General features: G+C 72.2%; 18 protein-coding genes. 4 read left to right on the top strand and 14 right to left on the bottom strand.

Translation table 11 applies throughout. From position 1 onward, the window contains the following. Positions 1 to 164 precede the first annotated feature (164 nt). Both J1792_RS12315 and J1792_RS12310 read left to right on the top strand, forming a co-directional pair. Positions 165 to 1,583, top strand: coding sequence for a uracil-xanthine permease family protein (locus tag J1792_RS12315; protein ID WP_086573738.1), 1,419 nt, complete (start codon positions 165 to 167; stop codon positions 1,581 to 1,583). Between the two features lie 147 nt (positions 1,584 to 1,730). After that, on the top strand, positions 1,731 to 2,423 hold the full coding sequence (locus J1792_RS12310) for a DUF5995 family protein (RefSeq protein ID WP_207247220.1): 693 nt from the start codon (positions 1,731 to 1,733) through the stop codon (positions 2,421 to 2,423). Between the two features lie 65 nt (positions 2,424 to 2,488). Here the strand turns inward: J1792_RS12310 and J1792_RS12305 are convergent, their stop codons facing one another. Further along, positions 2,489 to 4,195, bottom strand: a complete 1,707-nt coding sequence (locus J1792_RS12305; RefSeq protein WP_086573740.1) for a flavin monoamine oxidase family protein — start codon at positions 4,193 to 4,195, stop codon at positions 2,489 to 2,491. Between the two features lie 58 nt (positions 4,196 to 4,253). Then, positions 4,254 to 5,054 (bottom strand): carbon-nitrogen hydrolase family protein, encoded by an 801-nt coding sequence (locus J1792_RS12300; protein ID WP_207247219.1) that lies wholly within the window; start codon positions 5,052 to 5,054, stop codon positions 4,254 to 4,256. Between the two features lie 391 nt (positions 5,055 to 5,445). Here J1792_RS12300 and J1792_RS12295 point away from each other — a divergent pair, with 391 nt between their 5' ends. Continuing rightward, positions 5,446 to 5,994, top strand: coding sequence for a hypothetical protein (locus J1792_RS12295; RefSeq protein WP_086572779.1), 549 nt, complete (start codon positions 5,446 to 5,448; stop codon positions 5,992 to 5,994). Between the two features lie 30 nt (positions 5,995 to 6,024). Here the strand turns inward: J1792_RS12295 and J1792_RS12290 are convergent, their stop codons facing one another. The 12 genes from J1792_RS12290 to fmt form a co-directional block, all read right to left on the bottom strand. Beyond that, on the bottom strand, positions 6,025 to 6,480 hold the full coding sequence (locus J1792_RS12290; protein WP_086572781.1) for an Lrp/AsnC family transcriptional regulator: 456 nt from the start codon (positions 6,478 to 6,480) through the stop codon (positions 6,025 to 6,027). Between the two features lie 98 nt (positions 6,481 to 6,578). Further along, the gene (locus tag J1792_RS12285; protein WP_086572782.1) at positions 6,579 to 7,145 is read right to left on the bottom strand and encodes a GNAT family N-acetyltransferase; all 567 of its coding nucleotides are present in this window, start codon (positions 7,143 to 7,145) and stop codon (positions 6,579 to 6,581) included. 121 nt (positions 7,146 to 7,266) lie between these two features. Next, positions 7,267 to 8,997: an amino acid permease gene (locus J1792_RS12280; RefSeq protein ID WP_372446101.1), complete on the bottom strand. Its 1,731-nt coding sequence runs from the start codon at positions 8,995 to 8,997 to the stop codon at positions 7,267 to 7,269. Between the two features lie 367 nt (positions 8,998 to 9,364). Continuing rightward, positions 9,365 to 10,807: a GuaB1 family IMP dehydrogenase-related protein gene (locus J1792_RS12275; protein WP_086572784.1), complete on the bottom strand. Its 1,443-nt coding sequence runs from the start codon at positions 10,805 to 10,807 to the stop codon at positions 9,365 to 9,367. A gap of 126 nt (positions 10,808 to 10,933) precedes the next feature. Then, entirely contained in the window at positions 10,934 to 12,265 is a 1,332-nt protein-coding gene (locus J1792_RS12270) for an MFS transporter (RefSeq protein WP_207247218.1), read from the bottom strand. Then, positions 12,262 to 12,771 carry a glycine-rich domain-containing protein gene (locus J1792_RS12265; protein WP_086572787.1) on the bottom strand — a complete coding sequence of 170 codons (510 nt, stop codon included), beginning with the start codon at positions 12,769 to 12,771 and terminating at the stop codon, positions 12,262 to 12,264. The genes J1792_RS12270 and J1792_RS12265 overlap by 4 nt, the downstream gene beginning before the upstream one ends. Positions 12,772 to 12,791: 20 nt before the next feature. Continuing rightward, positions 12,792 to 14,030, bottom strand: a complete 1,239-nt coding sequence (locus J1792_RS12260) for a phenylacetate--CoA ligase family protein (RefSeq protein ID WP_207247775.1) — start codon at positions 14,028 to 14,030, stop codon at positions 12,792 to 12,794. 129 nt (positions 14,031 to 14,159) lie between these two features. Then, positions 14,160 to 14,315, bottom strand: a complete 156-nt coding sequence (locus J1792_RS12255; RefSeq protein WP_179199006.1) for a hypothetical protein — start codon at positions 14,313 to 14,315, stop codon at positions 14,160 to 14,162. Between the two features lie 258 nt (positions 14,316 to 14,573). Beyond that, a complete protein-coding gene (locus J1792_RS12250) occupies positions 14,574 to 15,563 on the bottom strand; it encodes a sugar-binding transcriptional regulator (protein ID WP_179199007.1) in 990 nt (329 codons plus the stop codon). A gap of 169 nt (positions 15,564 to 15,732) precedes the next feature. Continuing rightward, positions 15,733 to 16,419 (bottom strand): ribulose-phosphate 3-epimerase, encoded by a 687-nt coding sequence (gene rpe / locus J1792_RS12245; RefSeq protein WP_086572791.1) that lies wholly within the window; start codon positions 16,417 to 16,419, stop codon positions 15,733 to 15,735. An 89-nt stretch (positions 16,420 to 16,508) separates the two neighbouring features. Further along, positions 16,509 to 17,936 carry an RsmB/NOP family class I SAM-dependent RNA methyltransferase gene (locus tag J1792_RS12240; RefSeq protein WP_307842965.1) on the bottom strand — a complete coding sequence of 476 codons (1,428 nt, stop codon included), beginning with the start codon at positions 17,934 to 17,936 and terminating at the stop codon, positions 16,509 to 16,511. Between the two features lie 39 nt (positions 17,937 to 17,975). Continuing rightward, positions 17,976 to 18,920, bottom strand: coding sequence for a methionyl-tRNA formyltransferase (gene fmt, locus J1792_RS12235; protein ID WP_086572794.1), 945 nt, complete (start codon positions 18,918 to 18,920; stop codon positions 17,976 to 17,978). 259 nt (positions 18,921 to 19,179) lie between these two features. Here fmt and J1792_RS12230 point away from each other — a divergent pair, with 259 nt between their 5' ends. Then, a complete protein-coding gene (locus J1792_RS12230) occupies positions 19,180 to 19,683 on the top strand; it encodes a hypothetical protein (RefSeq protein WP_207247217.1) in 504 nt (167 codons plus the stop codon). Positions 19,684 to 19,764 lie beyond the last annotated feature (81 nt).

The raw sequence follows: 19,764 nt of genomic DNA, 5'->3' as shown, positions 1-19,764 counted from the left end.
CTCCCATGAACTGATAAACAGCCGGTGTTCCTGGTCGTACAGTCCTACGGGGGGCTAATTGCGCCGATCGCAGCAACACCCGCCCCCTCCACCGTCGAGACGGAGCACCGCGCGGCCCGGCTTAGCATGGTCCGGATCACCACAACGCGACATATGGAGCAGCCATGGGCCTCGGCGTGCGCTGGACCCTGCACGGAGACGGGCGCACCCCCGCCCCGGGAGCCGTCGTCAGACCGGATGAGCGGCTCTCGTGGCCGAGGACCGCGGGCCTGGGCGCGCAGCATGTGGTCGCGATGTTCGGCGCGTCGTTCGTGGCGCCCGTCCTGATGGGCCTCGACCCGAACCTCGCGATCATGATGTCGGGCGTCGCCACGGTCATCTTCCTGCTGGCGACCCGCGGCCGGGTGCCCAGCTACCTCGGCTGCAGCCTCTCCTTCGTGGGGGTCGCGGCGATCATCCGGGCCCAGGGCGGGGACAGCGCGGCGGTCACGGGCGCGATCCTCGTGGTCGGCGTGGCGCTGTTCCTGAGCGGGCTGGCGGTACGGAAGTTCGGCGCCCGGATCATTCACGCGGCGATGCCTCCGGTGGTCACCGGCGCGGTCGTGATGCTCATCGGCTTCAACCTGGCGCCGGTGACCGCGACCGTCTACTGGCCCCAGGACCAGTGGACCGCGCTGCTGACGATGCTCTTCACCGGGCTCGCCGTGGTCTGCCTGCGCGGCTTCTGGTCCCGCGTGGCGATCTTCCTCGGCCTGGTCTTCGGCTACGCCCTCTCCTGGCTCCTCGACGAGCTCTTCGGGAAGATCCATTCGGTGCACGGCGGCACGCAGGCCGTCGACCACTGGCGGCTGGACCTGTCCGGCGTCGGCACGGCGGACTGGATCGGCCTGCCCTCGCTGCACGGGCCGAGCTTCGGCTGGTCGGCGGCGCTGGTGGCGCTGCCTGTCGTCATCGCGCTGATCGCGGAGAACGCCGGTCACGTCAAGGCCGTCGGCGAGATGACCGGCGACCCGCTGGACGACCAGCTGGGCACCGCGATCGCCGCGGACGGAGCGGCCACGGTGCTCTCCACGGCGGTCGGCGGCCCGGCCAACACCACCTACTCCGAGAACATCGGGGTCATGGCGGCCACCCGCGTCTACTCCACCGCCGCCTACTGGGCCGCGGCGGGCTTCGCCCTGCTCTTCGGCATCTGCCCGAAGTTCGGCGCGGTCGTCGCCGCGATCCCGGGCGGTGTGCTGGGCGGCATCACCGTGATCCTCTACGGCATGATCGGCCTGCTGGGCGCCCAGATCTGGGTGCACAACAAGGTCGACCTGCGCAATCCGCTGAACCTGGTGCCGGTCGCGGCGGGCGTCATCATCGGCGTCGGCGGCGTCAGCCTGAAGATCAGCAAGAACTTCGAGCTGAGCGGCATCGCCCTCGGCACGATCGTGGTGATCACCGGCTATCACACGCTGCGCGCCCTGGCCCCGGCCCACCTCAAGACGCAGGAACCGCTGCTGGACGCGGGCACCAGCGGCTACGACGACGGGGCGGCCGACGGCACGGCCGGCGAGGGCCCGGAACCGCGCGGGGCCTGACCCCGCCGGGCCCTGCCCCGGGCGGGGCGGGGTCTGAAGGGGCGGGGCGAGGTCTGAAGGAATCGTTTCGCCAGAACCGTTCACCCGTTCGGGCTAAATAGAGCTCCGAATCGCCTACGCTCCGTGTTCATCTGTCACTCTGTGTCCATGGCGAAGGTGGGGGCGCGGCCGGCGGTGTCCGTCGGCATCGACGGGGTGGTGGCGAGAATGCGGGGGCTCGAGGCCGGGCTCCCGCCCGGGGACGGGGTGGCGGTCTTCAACCGCGTCTATCTGTCGGTCACGGAGGAGATCGGCCGCCGGGTGAGAGCGGGCGCCTTCCGCGACCACCGGGCGGCGGCCGAGCTCGACGTGCGCTTCGCCGGGCGTTATCTGCACGCCGTCGACCAGGTCGCCGCGGGACGCCCGGCGCCGGCCTGCTGGCGGCCGCTGTTCCAGCTGCGGGGGCACCCGGCCGTACGGCCCCTGCAGTTCGCGCTCGCGGGGATCAACGCCCACATCGGCCACGACCTGGCCCTGGCCCTGACCGACACCTGCCGGGCGCTCGGCATGGAGCCGCGCGCGCTGGAGGGCGACTTCCACCGCATCGGCGAGCTGCTCGTCATGATGGAGGAGCGGATCCGGGAGGAGCTGATGCCCGGCCCGGATCTGCTGGATGTGGCCGACCCGCTGACGCATCTGGTCGGCTCCTGGACGCTCGAGGCCGCGCGGAACGCCGCCTGGGCCTCCTTCCGCGCGCTGTGGGCGCTGCGGACGCTGCCCGACCTGGCCGAGGAGTTCACCGACCGCGTCGACGCGAGCGTGGGGATGGTGGGGCGATGTCTGCTCACTCCCCTGGGCTGAACGCCCGGCCCGAAGCGGCCGGGCGGCCGGTGCGGGGGCGGACCTCCCCGCACCGGCCCCGTGCCTCAGTCCTCCGGCAGCTCGACGGGCGCGATCTCGTCGAAGACGTCGCCCGGGCCGGGGTTGGTGGCGTCCGTGCCGCCGCCGAACTGATGCATGACGCCCCACACCGCGTTCAGCGCGGTCTGGACGGCGCCCTCGGCCCAGCCGGCCGTCCAGGAGATGTCGTCACCCGCGAGGAAGATGCCGCGCTTGTCCTCGGGCAGACGGTCCTGCATGAAGTGGGTGTACAGGCGTCGCTGGTAGCGGTAGTGCCCCGGCAGGTTGGCCTTGAACGCGCCCATGAAGTAGGGCTCGTTCTCCCACGAGACCGTCACCGGGTTGCCGATGATGTGCTTGCGGATGTCGACCTTGGGGTAGATCTCGCCGAGCGACTTGAGCATGACCTCCAGGCGCTCGTTCGCCGACAGCGGCAGCCACTTGAGGCTGTCGTCGCACCAGGTGTAGGAGAGGCAGATGACGGCCGGCTTGTCCGGACCGTTGTCCAGCAGGTAGGTGCCGCGCGTCATGCGGTCGGTGAGCGTCATCGACATGACGTCCCGGCCGGTCTCCTCGTCCTTGTCCAGCCAGAACGGCCGGTCCACCGGCACGAAGAGCTTGGACGACTCCATGTAGTGCGTCCGCTCCATCGCCGTCCAGTGGTCGATGGGGAAGAGCGAGTCGTCGCAGGAGATCTTCGACAGCAGCATCCAGGACTGCGCCGTGAAGATGGCCGCCTTGAAGGTGCGGATGTCGCCGCTCGCGTCGGTGACGGTGATGCGGTTGCCGGCCGTGCGGTGCAGACGGGTGACGGCCGGGCGGGGGGTGCCGCCGTGCAGCGAGGACAGCGAGGTGCCCGGCGCCCAGTGGACGATCTTCGCGGGCTCGCGGTCCCACAGCCGCAGAGGAAGCTGCTGGCTGCCGCCGACGATGCCGCGGTGGTGGTCGTCGGCCTCGGTGTAGACGACGCGCAGGATCTCCAGGATGGAGTTGGGGAAGTCGGTGTCCCAGCCGCCGGTGCCGAAGCCGACCTGGCCGAAGATCTCGCGGTGCCGGAAGGACTTGAAGGCCTCGGACTCGCAGAGGAAGCCGTAGAAGGTCTGGTTGTCGAGCTTCTCGACCAGCTTCGCCCAGATCTCCCGGATGCGCGGCACGTCGCGCTCGCGCATGGCGCGGTTCATGTCGGAGAAGTCGGCGCCCTCCTCCAGGCAGGCGTTCCACGCCTGGGCCACGTCACGGTAGACCTGCGGCAGGTCCTCGACCGTCTCGGCGTAGTGCGACTCGCCCTTGAGGTCGACGACCGTGGAGGGGGTCTCGGGCGCGAGCGGGTTGGGGAACGGCTTGGTCTCCAGGCCCACCAGGTCGATGTAGTGCTGGAAGGCGGTGGAGGACGGCGGGAAGCGCATCGCGCCCATCTCCGCGGTCAGCTCCTCGTCGCAGCCCTCGAAGCCGACGGTGCGCAGGCGGCCGCCGATCTGGTCGGCCTCGTAGACGACGGGCTTGAGGCCCATCTTCATCAGCTCGTACGCCGCGATGATGCCCGACAGACCACCGCCGATGACGGCGACCTCGGTGCCGTGCTCGGTGGCCGGGATCTGGCCGAGGCCCGCCGGGTGGGCGAGGAAGTCGTCATAGGCGAAGGGGAAGTCCGGGCCGAACATGGTGATCGGCGGCTCGACGGGCTGCGCCTGCTCGTGCTCGTCGTGGACGGCGGTGGGCACCGTGGACGTCATCGGCTGGACTCTCCTACTGGCAAGGGGGTGGGGCAGGGGGCGGGCAGGGCCCGTGGTCTCAGGTGAGCGAGCCGTAGAGCTCGGGGCGGCGGTCGCTCAGGTAGGTGTTCTCCGCGCGCGAGGCCTTCAGCAGCCCCGGGTCCACGTCGGCGACGATCAGGTCCTCGCCGGCGCCGGCCCGGGCCCGTACGGTCCCGTCGGGGGCGGCGAGGCAGGACAGCCCGGCGAAGGCGAAGTCGCCCTCGTCGCCGCAGCGGTTGGCATACGCGATGTAGAGCTGGCTCTCCCACGCCCGGGCCGGCACGATCGTCTGCGGAACGATCTCGTACGGGCGCATCAGGGCGGTCGGCACGAGCAGCAGCTCCGTCCCGGCCAGCGCGTGGGCGCGCACGGCCTCGGGGAACTCCACGTCGTAGCAGATCAGCAGGCCCAGGCGGACGCCGTCGAGGTCCGCCTGGACGACGGCCTGGTCGCCGGGGGTGAAGAAGGTCGTCTCGTAGTCGCCGAAGAGATGGGCCTTGCGGTAGTTCGCGAGGAGACCGCCGTCGGGGCCGACGATCTGCAGCGAGTTGAAGACCGCCTCGCCGTCGCGCTCGGGATAGCCGAAACCGACGGCCAGGCCGTGCTCCGCGGCGATCGCGGCGACCGCCCGCGCGGCGGGGCCGTCGGCGGGCTCGGCGAGGTCGCGGACGGCGGACCCGAGGGCATAGCCGGTCAGGTACAGCTCATTGGTGAGCAGCAGCCGGGCTCCGGCGGCCGCGGCCCGGCGGGCGGCGTCGGCCAGCGCGGTCAGGCTGTCGGCGGTGGACGTGGGAACGCCGCTGGGGCCTTGGTACAGCGCGATGCGCAGCGGCGTCATGCGTCCTCTTTCGCGGTGGGTTTTCGCGGGGGGTCCATTCGGCGGAGCCGGGTCAAACACACTTTCGTGTAAACGTCTCGACGGTACGGTTCCGGCTCTGACCTGGACAAGGCATGGACGTTGCGCGGCGACGGCAAAAACGTTGCGCGTTCGGGGCCCGGTGCGGCGATTCGTTGCGCGGCGTTCCACGGACCGGGACCGGGGCCCGTACAGCCGGGGTCGCACGCGCTGCCCGCCGTACGGCCGAGGGGGATCGTCCGGCGGCCCGCCATGCGGCTGAGCGGTGATCGTCCGGCGGCCCGATGTGCCCACGGCGGGTGGCGCGGGATCTTGGGTGTCCGGCCGGTGATCACCGGCCGGACACCACGCCCCGTCACCGAAAGGGCCAGCCATGAACCGTCCCTCGCGCACCCGTCTCGCCGCCGTCGCCGGCGCCCTGCTGCTCAGCGCCACGGCCGTCGGGTCGGCGATCGCGGCGGACTCCTCCGCCAACGCCCCGCTCGCGAAGGAGCCCGCCCTCACGGGCTCCGCCAAGATGTACCGCCACTCCGGCGACACCGTTCACTTCGCCTTCGACGCCCATGGCGCGGGCGAGAAGGCACAGGGCACGTTCCGCTTCAGCCACCGCTTCGTCCAGGGCGGCGGCGCCTCGGCCGAGGGCAGGATCGACTGCCTGCTATCGGGCGGCAAGGTGGCCGTGGCCACCGGAATCGTGACGAAGACCGACAAACCCGGCCTCAAGGGCAAGCGGGTCGGCTTCACCGTCTCCGACGAGGGCAAGGGCAGGCGCGACCGCCTCGGCTACAGCTGGGCGGCCACCAACGACCCGGTCGGCATGAAGGAGGTACCGAAGTGCCTGAGCTCCGCTCCGTACGAGATCGTGGAGACCGGGGACTTCCAGGTGGCGCGGTGGGAGCCGCAGCCGCTGCCGCGGGGCTGACCGCCGAGCCGACCGCCACGTGGGGAGCGGTCAGGACGGCGCGCCGGAGCTGAAGCGGCGCAGCAGCGGCGAGAGGACCAGCACCGACTTGGTGCGCTCCACGAAGGGCTCGCCGGCGATGCGCTCCAGCACCCGCTCGAAGTGGCGCATGTCGGAGGCGAAGATCTGGACGATGGCGTCGGCCTCGCCCGTGACGGTGGAGGCGGACGCCACCTCCGGGTAGCGGCTGAGTCCGCGGTGGATCGCCTCGGGCGAGGTGTTGCGGCGGCAGTAGAGCTCGATGAAGCCCTCGGTCTCCCAGCCGAGCGCCGCAGGGTCCACCCGGACGGTGAATCCCGTGATGGCCCCCTCGGCGCGCAGCCTGTCCACGCGCCGTTTGACGGCTGGGGCCGACAGGCCGACCTCCGCGCCGATGTCGGCGTAGGAGCGCCTGGCGTCCTCGGCCAGGGCATGCACGATGCGTTCGTCGAGCTCATTCAATCGCACGGCGGGTGGATCACATTTCTACGGGAACCTGCTGTCGTTACCAGCAGTAGATCACGCGCCCGGGGGTGATCCCGCCCGGCGGGTGCGCATACCGGACGTCAGGTGCCCAGTGCGGTGCACATGGCGGAGGGTCCGGGGAAGTCCTCGACCAGGGCGTCCATCAGCACTTCGTCGACGTACTGGCCCAGCCAGTGGCCCGACTTGCGAAAGCGGCCGGTGGGCCGGAAACCGGCCTTCTCGAAGGCGGTGATCCCGGCCCGGTTGGGCTCGAGGACCTTCAGCCAGACCGCCCGCAGACCCGCCAGGTGGAAGCCCCAGTCCAGGGTGAGCCGGGTGGCCTCCTCCGCGAAGCGCTTCCCGCGCTGGTGCGGGGCCAGGAAGATCGTGAACTCGGCCCTGCGTTCCCTGGGGTCGACGCGCAGCGCGGTCAGCCCGATGGCCTGCTTGTCCTTCAGGCGGACGATCTCGAACCGGGCGTGGTCGCGGTCGTCGAGCTGCCGGTCCCACTCCTCGGCGTGGGCCTCCCAGGCCTGGGGGAAGCGGCTGCCCCGGCCGAGGATCGTGCCGGGGTCGGTTTCCCATTTGTGATATTCGGCGAGCATCGCGTCCCGGGGCATGCCCAGGGCGAGGCGGTCGCCGGTCAGCAGGAGGTGGGGGCTGCTCATCGGATGTGATCCCTTCCGCGCCCCGGTCGGCCGGGCCGGGGCCGTCGAATGCCCGAATGGCTGCCGGGTCCGCGAGGAGCGGACCCGGCAGCCAGGGATCATAGGGCGCGGCGGGCGAAGATCACTTCTTCACAGAAGTCTTCCGGGCCTTCGAAGGAGCCTTGCCGGCGGCCTTGCGGGGGCTCGCGGGGGCCTTCTTCGCCTTCGCGGGAGCCTGGGTCGCCTTCTCGGCGGTCGCGGACGCCTTGGCGGGGGCCTCGGACGCCTTCACGGCGGCCTCGGGCGCCTTCTGCGCGGCCTCCGCCTCCTGGGCCACCTCGGCCGTGACCTGCTCGCCCGTGGCCTCACGGGCCAGACGGGAGTTGCGCATGCCGTAGGCGAAGTAGATCGCCAGGCCGAGGAGCATCCAGCCGCCGAAGACCTCCCAGGTCACGACGTCCAGCTTGAACATCATGTAGACGCACAGACCGAAGCCGATGGCGGGGAAGACCGGGGCCAGCGGCACCGTGGTGTCGCCGAAGGGAACACGCACACCCGAAAGCGGTACCCGGAAGGTGCGGTTCATGGCGGGGCGGGTGAACCGCAGCACGATGACGGCGACGTTGACCAGCGCGAAGGCGAAGAGCGTACCGATGCTGGTGGCGTCGGCGAGCTTGGCGAGCGGGACGGCCGCGGCCAGGACGCCGCAGAAGAGCGAGACGATCACGGTGTTGGCGAGCGGCACGCCCTTCTTGGTGACCTTGGCGAAGGACTTGGGGACCAGTCCGTCGCGGGACATGGCGAAGAGGATGCGGGTCTGGCCGTAGAGCACGGTCAGCACGACGCTGGCGATGGCGATGACGGCACCGGCGGCCAGGAGGGCGGCCCAGTAGCCGTGGCCCGTGACGTCCTTCATGATGCCGGCGAGCGCGGCCTCGGAGCCCTCGAACTTGTCCCACGGCATGGCGCCGACCGCGATCGCCGCGACCAGCACGTACAGCGCGGTGACGATCAGCAGCGAGAGCATGATGGCCTTGGGCAGGTCCCGCTTGGGGTCCTTGGCCTCCTCGCCCGCGGTGGAGGCGGCGTCGAAGCCGATGTACGAGAAGAAGAGCGTGGCGCCCGCGGCGCTGACGCCGCCGAGGCCGAGCGGCATGAACGGGCTGTAGTTGCCGGCCCGGATGCCGGTGAAGGCGACGGCGCAGAAGAGCAGCAGGGCCGCGATCTTCACGCAGACCATGATGGTGTTGGCGCGGGCGCTCTCCTTGGCGCCGCCGATCAGGAACGCCATGCACAGCAGCACGACGAGCAGGGCCGGCAGGTTGAAGACGCCGCCGTCCACGCCGGGCGGGTTGGCCATCCACGTCGGGATGGTGACGCCGATGGTGCCCTCGAGGAGCTCGTTGAGGTACTGGCCCCAGCCGACGGCGACGGCCGCGACGGAGACGCCGTACTCCAGGATCAGGCACCAGCCGCAGACCCAGGCGACGATCTCGCCCAGGGTGGCGTAGGCGTACGAGTACGAGGAGCCGGAGACCGGGATGGTGCCGGCGAGCTCGGCGTAGGACAGGGCCGAGAAGAGCGCGGTGAGGCCCGCGATCACGAACGAGATCACGACGGCCGGACCGGCGTGGGGAACCGCCGAGCCCAGGACGACGAAGATGCCGGTGCCCAGGGTGGCACCGATGCTGATCATCGTCAGCTGCCACATGCCGAGCGAGCGGCGCAGGTTGCCGCCCTCGCCCTGGCCGCCCTCGGCGACCAGGCGCTCGACGGGCTTGCGACGCATCAGGCGCGCGCCGAAGCCGGTGGTCGGCAGCGGGGCACGCTGGTCGTCGCCGATGGCGGCTGACGCTGCGCCTTTGTCCAACACTGGGGTCGCTCCCACAGGGGTCGCTCCGTTCAATCACTGCCGGTCGGGGGGATCCGGTCGGGAGCGACGGCCGACGGCGGTACCCAGGGCGCGCCGGCATGGCAGAGCAAACCCGTAGCGAGGGGTACCGCCGAGCAAGCGGTACCCGCCACTCCACGTTCTGCGCAGACCCTACGAGGTGAGGGGCTGCGCTCGTAATGCACCATTCTTGCGTATGCCCGGTGGATCATTGCGTCCGGGGAGTCGAAACGGGCGATCGTTGCTCGTCGCGTTATGAATCGGTACATCGAGCGCGAAAAAGGGGCGCGATCCGGAATCGGATCGCGCCCCTTTCGGGAGCCCGGGAGGCTTACCGCCAGGTGGAGATCTACTGCCAGCTGGCGTGCAGCGGCTTGCCCTCGGCGTAGCCGGCGGCGCTCTGGACGCCGACGACGGCACGCTCGGCGAACTCCTCGAGGGAGCCCGCGCCCGCGTAGGTGCAGGAGGAGCGGACGCCCGCGATGATCGAGTCGATCAGGTCCTCGACGCCCGGGCGGGCCGGGTCGAGGAACATGCGGGAGGTGGAGATGCCCTCCTCGAACAGACCCTTGCGGGCCCGGTCGTAGGCGGACTCCTCCGAGGTGCGGTTGCGCACGGCACGGGCGGAGGCCATGCCGAAGGACTCCTTGTAGAGCCGGCCGTCGGCGGTCTGCTGCAGGTCGCCCGGGGACTCGTAGGTGCCCGCGAACCAGGAGCCGACCATCACGTTGGACGCGCCGGCCGCGAGGGCCATGGCGACGTCGCGCGGGTGACGGACGCCACCGTCGGCCCACACGTGCTTGCCGTACTTCTTGGCCTCGGCAGCGCACTCGAGCACCGCGGAGAACTGCGGGCGGCCCACGCCGGTCATCATGCGGGTGGTGCACATGGCGCCGGGGCCCACACCGACCTTGATGATGTCCGCGCCGGCCTCGATGAGGTCGCGCACGCCCTCGGCGGCGACGATGTTGCCCGCGACGATCGGGACCTGCGGGTCGAGCGCCCGGACGGCCTTGATCGCGGCGATCATCGACTCCTGGTGACCGTGCGCGGTGTCCACGACGATCGTGTCCGCACCGGCCGCCAGCAGCGCCTTGGCCTTGCCGGCCACGTCGCCGTTGATGCCGACGGCGGCGGCGATGCGCAGCTTGCCGTCCGCGTCGGTCGCGGGGGTGTAGAGCGTGGCGCGCAGGGCGCCCTTGCGGGTGAGGATGCCGGCCAGCTTGCCGTCCTTGTCGACGGCGGGCGCCAGCTTGCGGTGGGCGGCGTCGAGGGTGTTGAAGGCCTCGCGCGGGTCGATGTCGGCGTCCAGGAGCAGCAGCTCGGTGGACATGACCTCGGACAGCTGGGTGAAGCGGTCCACGCCGGTCAGGTCGTGCTCGGTGACGACGCCGACGGGGCGGTGCTGGTCGTCGACGACGACGCCTGCGCCGTGGGCCCGCTTGGGCAGCAGCGACAGCGCGTCGGCGACGGTCTGGGTCGGCGCGAGGACGATGGGGGTGTCGAGCACCAGGTGGCGGCTCTTGACCCAGGAGATGACGTCGGTGACGACCTCGATCGGGATGTCCTGGGGGATGACCACGAGGCCACCGCGGCGGGCCATCGTCTCGGCCATGCGGCGGCCGGCGATCGCGGTCATGTTGGCGACGACGAGCGGGATGGTCGTGCCCGTGCCGTCCGGTGCGGAGAGGTCCACACCCTGACGGGAACCGACCGCGGAGCGGCTCGGCACCATGAACACATCGTCGTACGTCAGGTCGTACGGCGGCTTCTGATCGTTAAGGAAACGCATACTGGCTCTCTCACCTGCGGTTTTGACGACTAAGCGGGTGGGGAGTCAGCACCGAACCAGCGCCGGATCGGGCTGAGGTTCCTGAACCCATCATCCATGATGCTCCTGCGTTCTGGCCAATATGAGTCACATTCTGTGACTTCTCCCAGGGTCGCCGGGAGGGCGTTTGTGGCTTTCGCCAAGGGGACGTGACGGCCGGCTCATAAGGGCGACGACGGGCAGGATCGCGAGCGCGAGGACTCCCCCGCCCGCAGCCAGCACGGGGAAGCCGCCGTGCGCGACGACCAGGCCCGATGCCATCCCGCCGGTCGCGCCGGCCAGCGAGATGCCGACGTCCACCAGGCCCTGCGTCGAGGCGCGGGTGGCCAGCGGTACGGAGTCGGTGACGATGGCGGTGCCGCTGACGAAGCCGAGGTTCCAGCCGAGGCCCAACACGACGAGCGCCACCGCGAGCGCGGCCGTCGAGTGCGGCGGGGCCAGGGCGGCGAGGAGCCCGGCGGCGAGCAGGGTGACGCCGGCGGCGAGGGCGACGCGCGCCCGGCCGAGGCGGTCGACGAGGTAGCCGGTCAGGGGCGAGGGCAGGAACATGGCCCCCACGTGGAGGGCGATGACGAGCCCGGCGGCCTGGGTGTCGTGGCCGTGCGCCCGCATGTGGACGGGCGTCATCGTCATGATCGCGATCATCGCGAGCTGGCTGAGGATCATGACCGCCGTGCCGGTGGCGACGCCGCGCGCGTGTCCCCGCCCGGCCGGGGCGCTCTCCTCCTCGCCCGGGGCCGGGGGCGGCGCCGCGCCGGCGGCCCGCTCGCGGGCCAGCCGCAGCGGGTCGGGGCGCAGGAACACCCCCAGGATGACGGTGGCCGCCGCGAAGGCCCCCACCGCCAGCAGGAACGGCCCGGCGAGGCGGGGGATGCCCCAGTCGTGCGCCACCTCGCCGGTGACCGTCACCAGGGTGGGGCCGACGACCGCGCCGAGCGTGGTGGCGAACAGGACCATGCCCGCGGCCCGGCCCCGGCGCGCTGGCGCGGCCACGTCCACGCCCGCGTACCGGGCCAGCAGGTTGGTGGCGGTCCCGGCCCCGTAGACCAGGAGCGAGAGGAACAACAGCGGCACGTTGTCGAGGGCGGCCGCCGCGACGACCCCGAGGCTGCCGACCGCGCCGGTCGCGTAGCCGACGGCGAGCCCGGGGCGACGGCCCCACCGCTGGCAGAGCCGCCCCACGCCGACGGCCCCGAGGGCTGCGCCCGCGGTGAACAGGGCGCTGGGCACGCCGGCGAGGCCGGTGGAGCCCAGCATCTCCTCGCCGAGCAGCGCGCCGACGGTGATCCCCGCCGCCAGCCCCGCGCCGCTGAGCAGCTGGGCGAGCACCAGCACGGTCAGGATCCGCCGCTGCTCGGGGGGCTCGTCGTGTGCGAAGTCCGCTGCCGCTCCCCGGACTTCGGAGGTGCCGGCGCTCATGAACCCAGCGGTTCGAGCGCCGAGATGTCCTCCAGCGTCATCTCCATCCGCTCGTGCAGGAAGCGCACGATCGTCCAGTGCGGCAGCGCCCCCTCGTCGAACGGGCCGAACTCCCGGCAGTACAACGGGATCCAGCGCAGGGCCTCCTCGGCCGCCTGCTCCCGGCCCGGCTCCTGCTCGTACTCCTCGTAGGCGATGCTGCGGTGCTCTATGAAGAACCGGCCGGGCAGCCTCTCCTCGCACAGCGCGCGGTATTCGCGCGTCTGCAGGATGAGGTAGTGCCATATCTCGTCGATCTCCTGCTCCACGGGCAGGAACAGGCCGCCGAGCCGCTCGCGGTGGCGGGAGACGAGGTAGAGGTACCGCAGGCATTCGAGGACCTGGCGCTCGACGTGGGCGCGGTCCGCCCCGGTGGACCGCTCGAAGTGCCGCACCACCTCCTCGTGGAGCGACGCGCCGAGGAGGGCCGTGAGGTCGTCGGCGCGGACGTGCGGCTGTCGGTTCATGGCTTCTTCCGTCCGGGGGGTCACAGGTCCTTCACCAGCCAGGCGTACTTCCCGGACGCCCCGATGGGGATGTGCGGGACGCGCTCGACGCGGCAGTGACGGCCGGTCAGGTCGCCGGTGCTCTCCGCGAGGACCGCGGCCTCGGCCGCGTCGAGGGGGGCGCCGTCGAAGGTGGTGACGAGCAGTCGGGCCCGGTCGCCGCCGTCCACGTGGAGGCGGTGGAGGAAGACCCGGTGGGAGGCGTCGGCGATGCGGTCGTCGAGGTCGGCCTGGGCGACGGGCCCGCGCGGCGTGTCCAGCAGCTCCTTCTCCCGGCCGCAGAAGCGGGAGATGCGGGCCGGGTCCGGGGTGCCGTCCAGCGTGCGCGCGCAGTCCCCCGAGCGGTACCGGATCAGCGGCATGTGCGGGTTGCGGACGCTGGTGACGATGAGGCCGAAGATCTCGCTGCCGGGGGCGACGGGGATCAGTTCGACGCTCATCTTGTCGAGGTAGGGCCGGTACCGGCCGCGGCGGTCGCTGTAGTAGAGGTAGCCCAGCTCCGTGCTGCCGAAGAGGTCGACGACGGGGCAGGCGAAGTGCCGGCCCAGGTAGCGGCGGACGTTCACCGGCGTGTACTCGTAGGCGTGGATGATGCTGGCGGGCGCCGGGAAGGCGTCCCACAGGCCCCACTCGCCGACCTTGTGCACCAGATGCGCCAGGTGGTAGCCGGAGCAGTCGAGGTGGTACCGGCCCCGGGGATGCGCCGCGGCGGCCGCCCTGATCTCGCCGAGCATGCGCTCGACGTCCTCGCGCTCCCACAGCGCCGGGTCCAGCCGGAGATTGAGGTAGACGGTACGGGCGTCGAGCCGGCGCTCGTCCGGCGTGGGAACGGGCGACGGGTCCGCCCCGCGCTTCTTCGCGTTGACGCGGGCCACGTGCTCGGTGGCCAGCACCGTGGTGAGGGAGACGCGCCGGCATCCCTCGTCCCAGGTGTCATGGATGTCGGGGTGCTCGCTCCACAGCCGGTAGTAGGAGTCGAGCAGGAAGTACGGGGGCCGGATGATCTGCATGCGGGCGTGGTTGGTGCCCGTGGAGAGCACGAATTCCGCCTCGCCCCCCTCCAGCGCCGCGGCGAGGGCGGGCGTCATCCAGTTGTCGGGGAAGCCGCGGGCTATCTCGGGTTTCTCCAGGATCGGGAAGTGGCCCCGCTCGATCGAGGTCCGGTAGATCGGCACATCCCTGATCAGTTCGACGACGTCCGCGGCCGGCTGACCGTTCACTGCCACCCCCAAGGTGAGCTCGGACAACGAGAACCCCGGGGCGAGGACCCCGGGGCGATGCCCCGGAGCGGGCGGCCGGTGTGCGGAGGCGGTCCGCGGCGCCCGCTCCGAGGCGTGGAGCACCGGGCGTTACGAGATACAACCGGCCTTGGGCGCCGCGCTGATGCAGCCGTCCTTGGGGGCGGCGCTGATGCAGCCGTCCTTGGCGGCGGCGCTCGCCGAGTTGGCGGCGACCCAGCCCTGCCAGACCGTGTCCTGGGCCATCTTCTTGATGAGCTGTTCCATGACGGACCTCCGAAAGGTGGGAAGTGCGCGGCTCGGGTGCGCCCCCGTGCCGCGAGATCCGACGGTAAAGCTCTGACCAACAAAGTGTCAACGATTGACAAAATAGCGCTGGCTCAAAACAGTTGGTCCCCTCCGGTTCCCCTACGTCCGGTCCCCTACGTCTGACCCCTCTTACTTCCGGTCCCCCTACGCGACGAGGGCGGCTCCCCCGGAATGATTCCGGGGGAGCCGCCCTCACATCGTGGAACGAACGTGCCGCTACGAGCCGTCCGGGTCCGCACGGTCCAGCGCCGGGCGGGGACCGGGGCCGGTCTCCAGCAGCAGATAGTCGGCCGCCGCCGTGTCCGTGACCAGGCTGGTCACCAGACCGGACCGCAGCACCGCCCCGATCGCCGCCGCCTTGCGCTGCCCGCCGGCGATCGCGACGACCTCCGGTATACGGCGCAGCCGGTCGGCCTCGACCGTGATGCAGCGCTCGCCCAAGTCCCGGCCGATGCGCCGGCCCTCGGCGTCGAAGAGGTGCGCGGACATCTCGGCCGCGGCGCCGAGGGAGGCGTAGTGGGCGCGCTCCTCCTCGGTGAGCATGTCGTAGACGGTCGAGATGCCCGGCTCCCACGAGCCGATGGAGACCGCGGCGACGGTGACCTTGTCGAAGTAGTCGAAGGCCCGGGCGATGCCCGTCTGGCCGCGCAGCGCCGCGGCGGTGGCGGAGTCGGGCAGCAGCATGGGGGCGTAGATGGGGTGGGCCTCGCCGCCCGAGACCTGGGCCGCCCGGCGGACGGCCTCCACCGAGCCGCGCTCGGCGGTGCCGGCGTCGTAGACGCCGGTGAGCTGGACGACCGTGCACGGCGGCAGCCGGTGCAGGGCCGCGGCCATGTGGATGGTGGAGCGGCCCCAGGCGAGGCCGAGCACGTCGCCCTCGTGGACCAGCTCGCCGAGCAGGTCAGCTGCCACCTCGCCGAGGTTCTCGGGGTCGGGCGCGTCGTCGGCCGCGTCGGCCGGGGACTCCACGACGACCGCGTGCCGCAGGCCGTAGCGGGCGCGCAGTGCGTCGGAGCGCTCCGCGTCCAGCTCCGCCGGCACCCGGATCTCGATCCGCACCAGATCGCGCTCCAGTGCCGTCTCCAGCACCCGGGCGACCTTGAAGCGGCTCACGCCGAACTCCTCGGCGATCTGGATCTTCGACTTGCCCTCGAGGTAGAAGCGGCGCGCCATCGCCGCCGCCTGCACCAGCTCGGCGGGCCCCATAGGCGTGGCTGAACGGCCCGTCGACACCGCGGTCTCCTCACTATGTGTTCAAGAGCTGTCCCGGGGAGAGCTCTGGAGTTGTGGACTCGACCGTCATCCTGTCAGATACGACGGCCCTTGATCAGGCCTTGACCTTCGCCCTCGGCAATTCGGGCGAGCGGCCGGGCGGTCAGTGCGCGCAGGCCCAGGGTGCTCCGGCGGTGACCCGCTCCGCCTGCGCGCGCAGCGAGCGTACGGCCGCCGCCGGGTCGTCCATACCGTAGACGGCGGATCCGGCCACGAACACGTCCGCTCCGGCCTCGGCGCACCGCTCGATGGTGGACTCGGAGACCCCGCCGTCGACCTGGAGCCACAGCTGCAGGTTGTGCCGGGAGATCAGCTCCCGGGTACGGCGGATCTTGGGCAGCATGATGTCGAGGAACGCCTGGCCGCCGAAGCCGGGCTCGACGGTCATGATGAGCAGCATGTCCAGCTCGGGCAGCAGGTCCTCGAACGGCTCGATCGGCGTCGCGGGCTTGAGCGCCATCGACGCCCGGGCCCCCTGGCGCCGGATCTCCCGGGCCAGCCGCACGGGGGCGGCGGCCGCCTCCGCGTGGAAGGTGACCGACCCCGCGCCCGCCTCGGCGTACTGCGGGGCCCAGCGGTCCGGGTCCTCGATCATCAGGTGGCAGTCCAGCGGCGTGTCCGTGGCCTTGAGCAGCGACTCCACGATCGGCATGCCGAGCGTGAGGTTGGGCACGAAGTGGTTGTCCATGACGTCGACGTGAAGCCAGTCGGCGCCCTTGACGGCCTCCGCCTCCTCGGCGAGGCGGGCGAAGTCAGCGGACAGGATGCTGGGGTTGATCTGCGCGGCCATGCCCCCAAGCCTGCCATGCCGCGTGGGCGGCGGTGACACGGGAGGGGCCGCGAGGCCCCCGCCACCGGACGCCGGCCGCCCGGCACGGCTCACGCCGTGCGTCGCAGCAGCGCCAGGTACATGGCGTCCGTGCCGTGCAGGTGGGGCCACAGCTGCACGTCGGGGCCGTCGCCCAGGACCGGGACGCCCTGCATGTACGGGCGGGCGTCGATCCACTCGGCGCTCACGCCCTCGCGCTTGAGCACGTCGTCGACGACCGCCTTGGTCTCCGCCGGGTGCGGCGAGCACGTGGCGTAGCCGACGACGCCGCCGACGCGCACGGCGCGCAGCGCCTCGCGCAGCAGGTCGCGCTGCAGGGGGGCGAAACCGGGCACGTCCTCGGGACGGCGGCGCCAGCGGGCCTCGGGGCGGCGGCGCAGGGCGCCCAGGCCCGTACAGGGCACGTCGACCAGGACCCGGTCGAAGGAGCCCTCGCGCCACGGCGGACGCGTGCCGTCGGCGGCGATGACCTGGTACGGGCCGGGGTTGCCGGCCAGCGCGCGCTCGACCAGGCGGGCGCGGTGCGGCTGCTTCTCGGACGCCAGCAGGGCGGCGCCGCGCTGCGCGGCGAGCGCGCCGAGCAGGGCCGCCTTGCCGCCGGGGCCGGCGCAGCCGTCCAGCCAGCGCTCGTCCGGCCCGTCCAGCGGGACCTCGGCCAGGGCGAGGGCCACGAGCTGGCTGCCCTCGTCCTGCACGCCCGCGCGGCCCTCGCGCACCGCCTCCAGCGCGCCGGGCTCGCCGCCCTCGGCGAGCCGGACGGCGTACGGCGACCAGCGGCCGGGCAGGCCGGAGTCCTCCCCCACCGCCGCAAGCAGCTCCTCGGGCGTCGACCGCCCGGGGCGGGCGACGAGGGTGACCTCGGGGCGTTCGTTGTCCGCCTCGAGCAGGTCCTCGATGCCCGCCCGGCCGCCGCCGAGCGCGTCCCACAGCGCCGAGACGATCCAGCGCGGGTGGGAGTGGACGATGGCCAGGTGGGCCTCGGGGTCGTCCTCGTAGGGCGGCGCGACCCGCTCCAGCCAGCCGTCCAGGTCATGGGCGGTGATCTTGCGCAGCACCGCGTTGACGAACTTCGCGCGCCCGTCGCCGAGCACCACCCGGGCCAGCTCGACGCTGGCCGAGACGGCCGCGTGCGAGGGGATCCGGGTGCCGAGCAGCTGGTGGGCGCCCAGGCTGAGCACGTCCAGCACCGGCGGGTCGACCTCGCGCAGCGGCCGGTCGACGCAGGAGGCGATGATCGCGTCGTAGGTGCCCTGCCGGCGCAGCGTGCCGTAGACCAGCTCCGTGGCGAGCGCGGCGTCGCGCGTCTCGAAGCCCTCCTTCTCCCGGGCCTTGCGCAGCAGCGGCGGCAGCACGAGGTTCGCGTACGCGTCCCGCTCGTCCACGGCCCGCAGCGCCTCGAAGGCGAGCATCCGTACCGGGTCCTTCTTGGGCCGGCGGTAGGGCTTTGCGGGGCGCTTGCGAGGGGCCTGATCGTTCACGAAAGGTGCTCCGGAGCTGTGACGGCGAAGGGCTCCAGACTACGCCCGTTCCGTCGCGCCGAGCCGCTCGCCTGCGGAAATGCGGACACCGCGGGCCCAGTCCGCCGCCTGCATCGGCTTCTTGCCCTGCGGCTGCACCCACTGCAGCTGCACCGCGTGCGAGCCGGTGCCGACGTGCACGGAGCTCTTGGCGACGGCCATCTCGCCGGGGGCGAGGTCACCGCGGTCCGGCGTCAGGGCCAGCGACATCAGCTTCAGGCGCTCGCCGCGGAAGGTGGTCCAGGCGCCCGGGGCCGGGGCGCAGCCGCGCACGACGCGGTCCACGCGCAGGGCCGGCGCGGCCCAGTCGACGCGGGCGTCCTCGACGCTGATCTTCGGGGCGAGCGAGACGCCGTCGGCGGGCTGCGGCACGGCCTCGAGGGTGCCGTCCTCGATGCCGTCCATGGTCGCGGCGAGCAGCCCGGACCCGGCGAAGGCGAGGCGCGTCAGCAGGTCGCCGCTGGTGTCGGTGGGGCGCACCAGCTCGGTCAGCACGCCGTAGACGGGCCCGGAGTCCAGGCCCTCCTCGATCTGGAAGGTGGAGGCGCCGGTGACCTCGTCACCGGCCAGGATCGCGTGCTGAACGGGGGCGGCGCCGCGCCAGGCGGGCAGCAGCGAGAAGTGCAGGTTCACCCAGCCGTGGGCGGGGATCTCCAGCGCGGCCTTGGGCAGCAGGGCGCCGTAGGCGACGACCGGACAGCAGTCGGGGGCGATCTCGCGGAGCCGGGCGAGGAAGTCCTCGTCGCGCGGCCGGGCGGGCTTGAGCACCTCGATCCCCGCCTCTTCGGCACGCTCGGCGACGGGACTGGCGACCAGCCGGCGGCCGCGCCCGGCGGGCGCGTCGGGCCGGGTGACGACGGCGACGACCTCGTGACGGTCCGAGGCGATCAGGGCGTCGAGGGCGGGTACGGCGACCTCGGGGGTACCGGCGAAGACGAGCCTCATGGGTGGCGAACAACCTCTCTCGCGGGGCAACGGCCAAGTCTAGAGGGGCCACACCCTCAGGGGGCGTGCGGGATGACGCGCGCCCCATTCCGGCGGATGTACGCCCCCATACCGTGACCCAGCGGCCTGTGGCGCGTTGGGTCAAGAGAGATTGACCGAACCGGGCCGCAACAGCGGCCCGCTTCCCCCGCGTTGGTTGTCCACGCGTCAACTTGCGTCCTTTTCCGTCCCCTTCACCGCCGGTCCGAGAGGCTTGTTCATGCCCGACCACGCAACCCACGACGCCCAGGCACGGGCCAGCCTGCATCTTCTGGTCCGGGACATCGAGAGGGTCCGCCGTCAGGTGGACGCGCTGCGCACTCTCACCGCTCAGCTGGGCAATGTCTACCGCCCACGCCGCACCGGCCCGTCGGCGGGCTTCGTCGTCTACGGACGCGCCCCCGCGCCGACGGTCCGGCTGGCGCAGGAGCTGCGGGACAGCGTCGAGACGCTGGTCACCGCGGCGGTGGACTTCGACCGCTCGCTGGGCTTCTCGTGGGACGCGGTGGGTTCGGCGCTCGGCGTCACCAAGCAGGCGGTGCACCGCCGCTACGGCGCCCGCCGCGCGGGCGCGCAGGGCACGCCCGAGCCGGCCGAGGCCGTCCGCGCGGCGGAACCCGCCACCGTCCCCGTCGTCCCGGCCGCCCGCACCAGCCCCGGTGCCCCCGTGCACCGCGAGGAGCCCCGCCCCGCCTCCGCCTTCCCCGGCCCGCGCAACGGCTGAGCCGCCCGGCACCGGGGCGGCGCCACTGAGCGACGGTCCTCGGCCCCCAGGCACGCACCCGGCGGGTCGGCCCGCACCCCT

Source organism: Streptomyces triculaminicus (assembly GCF_017349075.1).
GTDB lineage: Bacteria > Actinomycetota > Actinomycetes > Streptomycetales > Streptomycetaceae > Streptomyces > Streptomyces triculaminicus.
This window is presented reverse-complemented; position numbering and strand designations above follow the sequence as displayed.

Bases quoted from the DNA above. Each gene is read 5' to 3' on its own strand.
- J1792_RS12315 (WP_086573738.1), top strand. From the start codon at position 165: ATGGGCCTCGGCGTGCGCTGGACCCTGCACGGAGACGGGCGCACCCCC.
- J1792_RS12310 (WP_207247220.1), top strand. From the start codon at position 1,731: ATGGCGAAGGTGGGGGCGCGGCCGGCGGTGTCCGTCGGCATCGACGGG.
- J1792_RS12305 (WP_086573740.1), bottom strand. From the start codon at position 4,195: ATGACGTCCACGGTGCCCACCGCCGTCCACGACGAGCACGAGCAGGCG.
- J1792_RS12300 (WP_207247219.1), bottom strand. From the start codon at position 5,054: ATGACGCCGCTGCGCATCGCGCTGTACCAAGGCCCCAGCGGCGTTCCC.
- J1792_RS12295 (WP_086572779.1), top strand. From the start codon at position 5,446: ATGAACCGTCCCTCGCGCACCCGTCTCGCCGCCGTCGCCGGCGCCCTG.
- J1792_RS12285 (WP_086572782.1), bottom strand. From the start codon at position 7,145: ATGAGCAGCCCCCACCTCCTGCTGACCGGCGACCGCCTCGCCCTGGGC.
- J1792_RS12275 (WP_086572784.1), bottom strand. From the start codon at position 10,807: ATGCGTTTCCTTAACGATCAGAAGCCGCCGTACGACCTGACGTACGAC.
- J1792_RS12270 (WP_207247218.1), bottom strand. From the start codon at position 12,265: ATGAGCGCCGGCACCTCCGAAGTCCGGGGAGCGGCAGCGGACTTCGCA.
- J1792_RS12265 (WP_086572787.1), bottom strand. From the start codon at position 12,771: ATGAACCGACAGCCGCACGTCCGCGCCGACGACCTCACGGCCCTCCTC.
- J1792_RS12255 (WP_179199006.1), bottom strand. From the start codon at position 14,315: ATGGAACAGCTCATCAAGAAGATGGCCCAGGACACGGTCTGGCAGGGC.
- J1792_RS12250 (WP_179199007.1), bottom strand. From the start codon at position 15,563: ATGGGGCCCGCCGAGCTGGTGCAGGCGGCGGCGATGGCGCGCCGCTTC.
- rpe (WP_086572791.1), bottom strand. From the start codon at position 16,419: ATGGCCGCGCAGATCAACCCCAGCATCCTGTCCGCTGACTTCGCCCGC.
- fmt (WP_086572794.1), bottom strand. From the start codon at position 18,920: ATGAGGCTCGTCTTCGCCGGTACCCCCGAGGTCGCCGTACCCGCCCTC.
- J1792_RS12230 (WP_207247217.1), top strand. From the start codon at position 19,180: ATGCCCGACCACGCAACCCACGACGCCCAGGCACGGGCCAGCCTGCAT.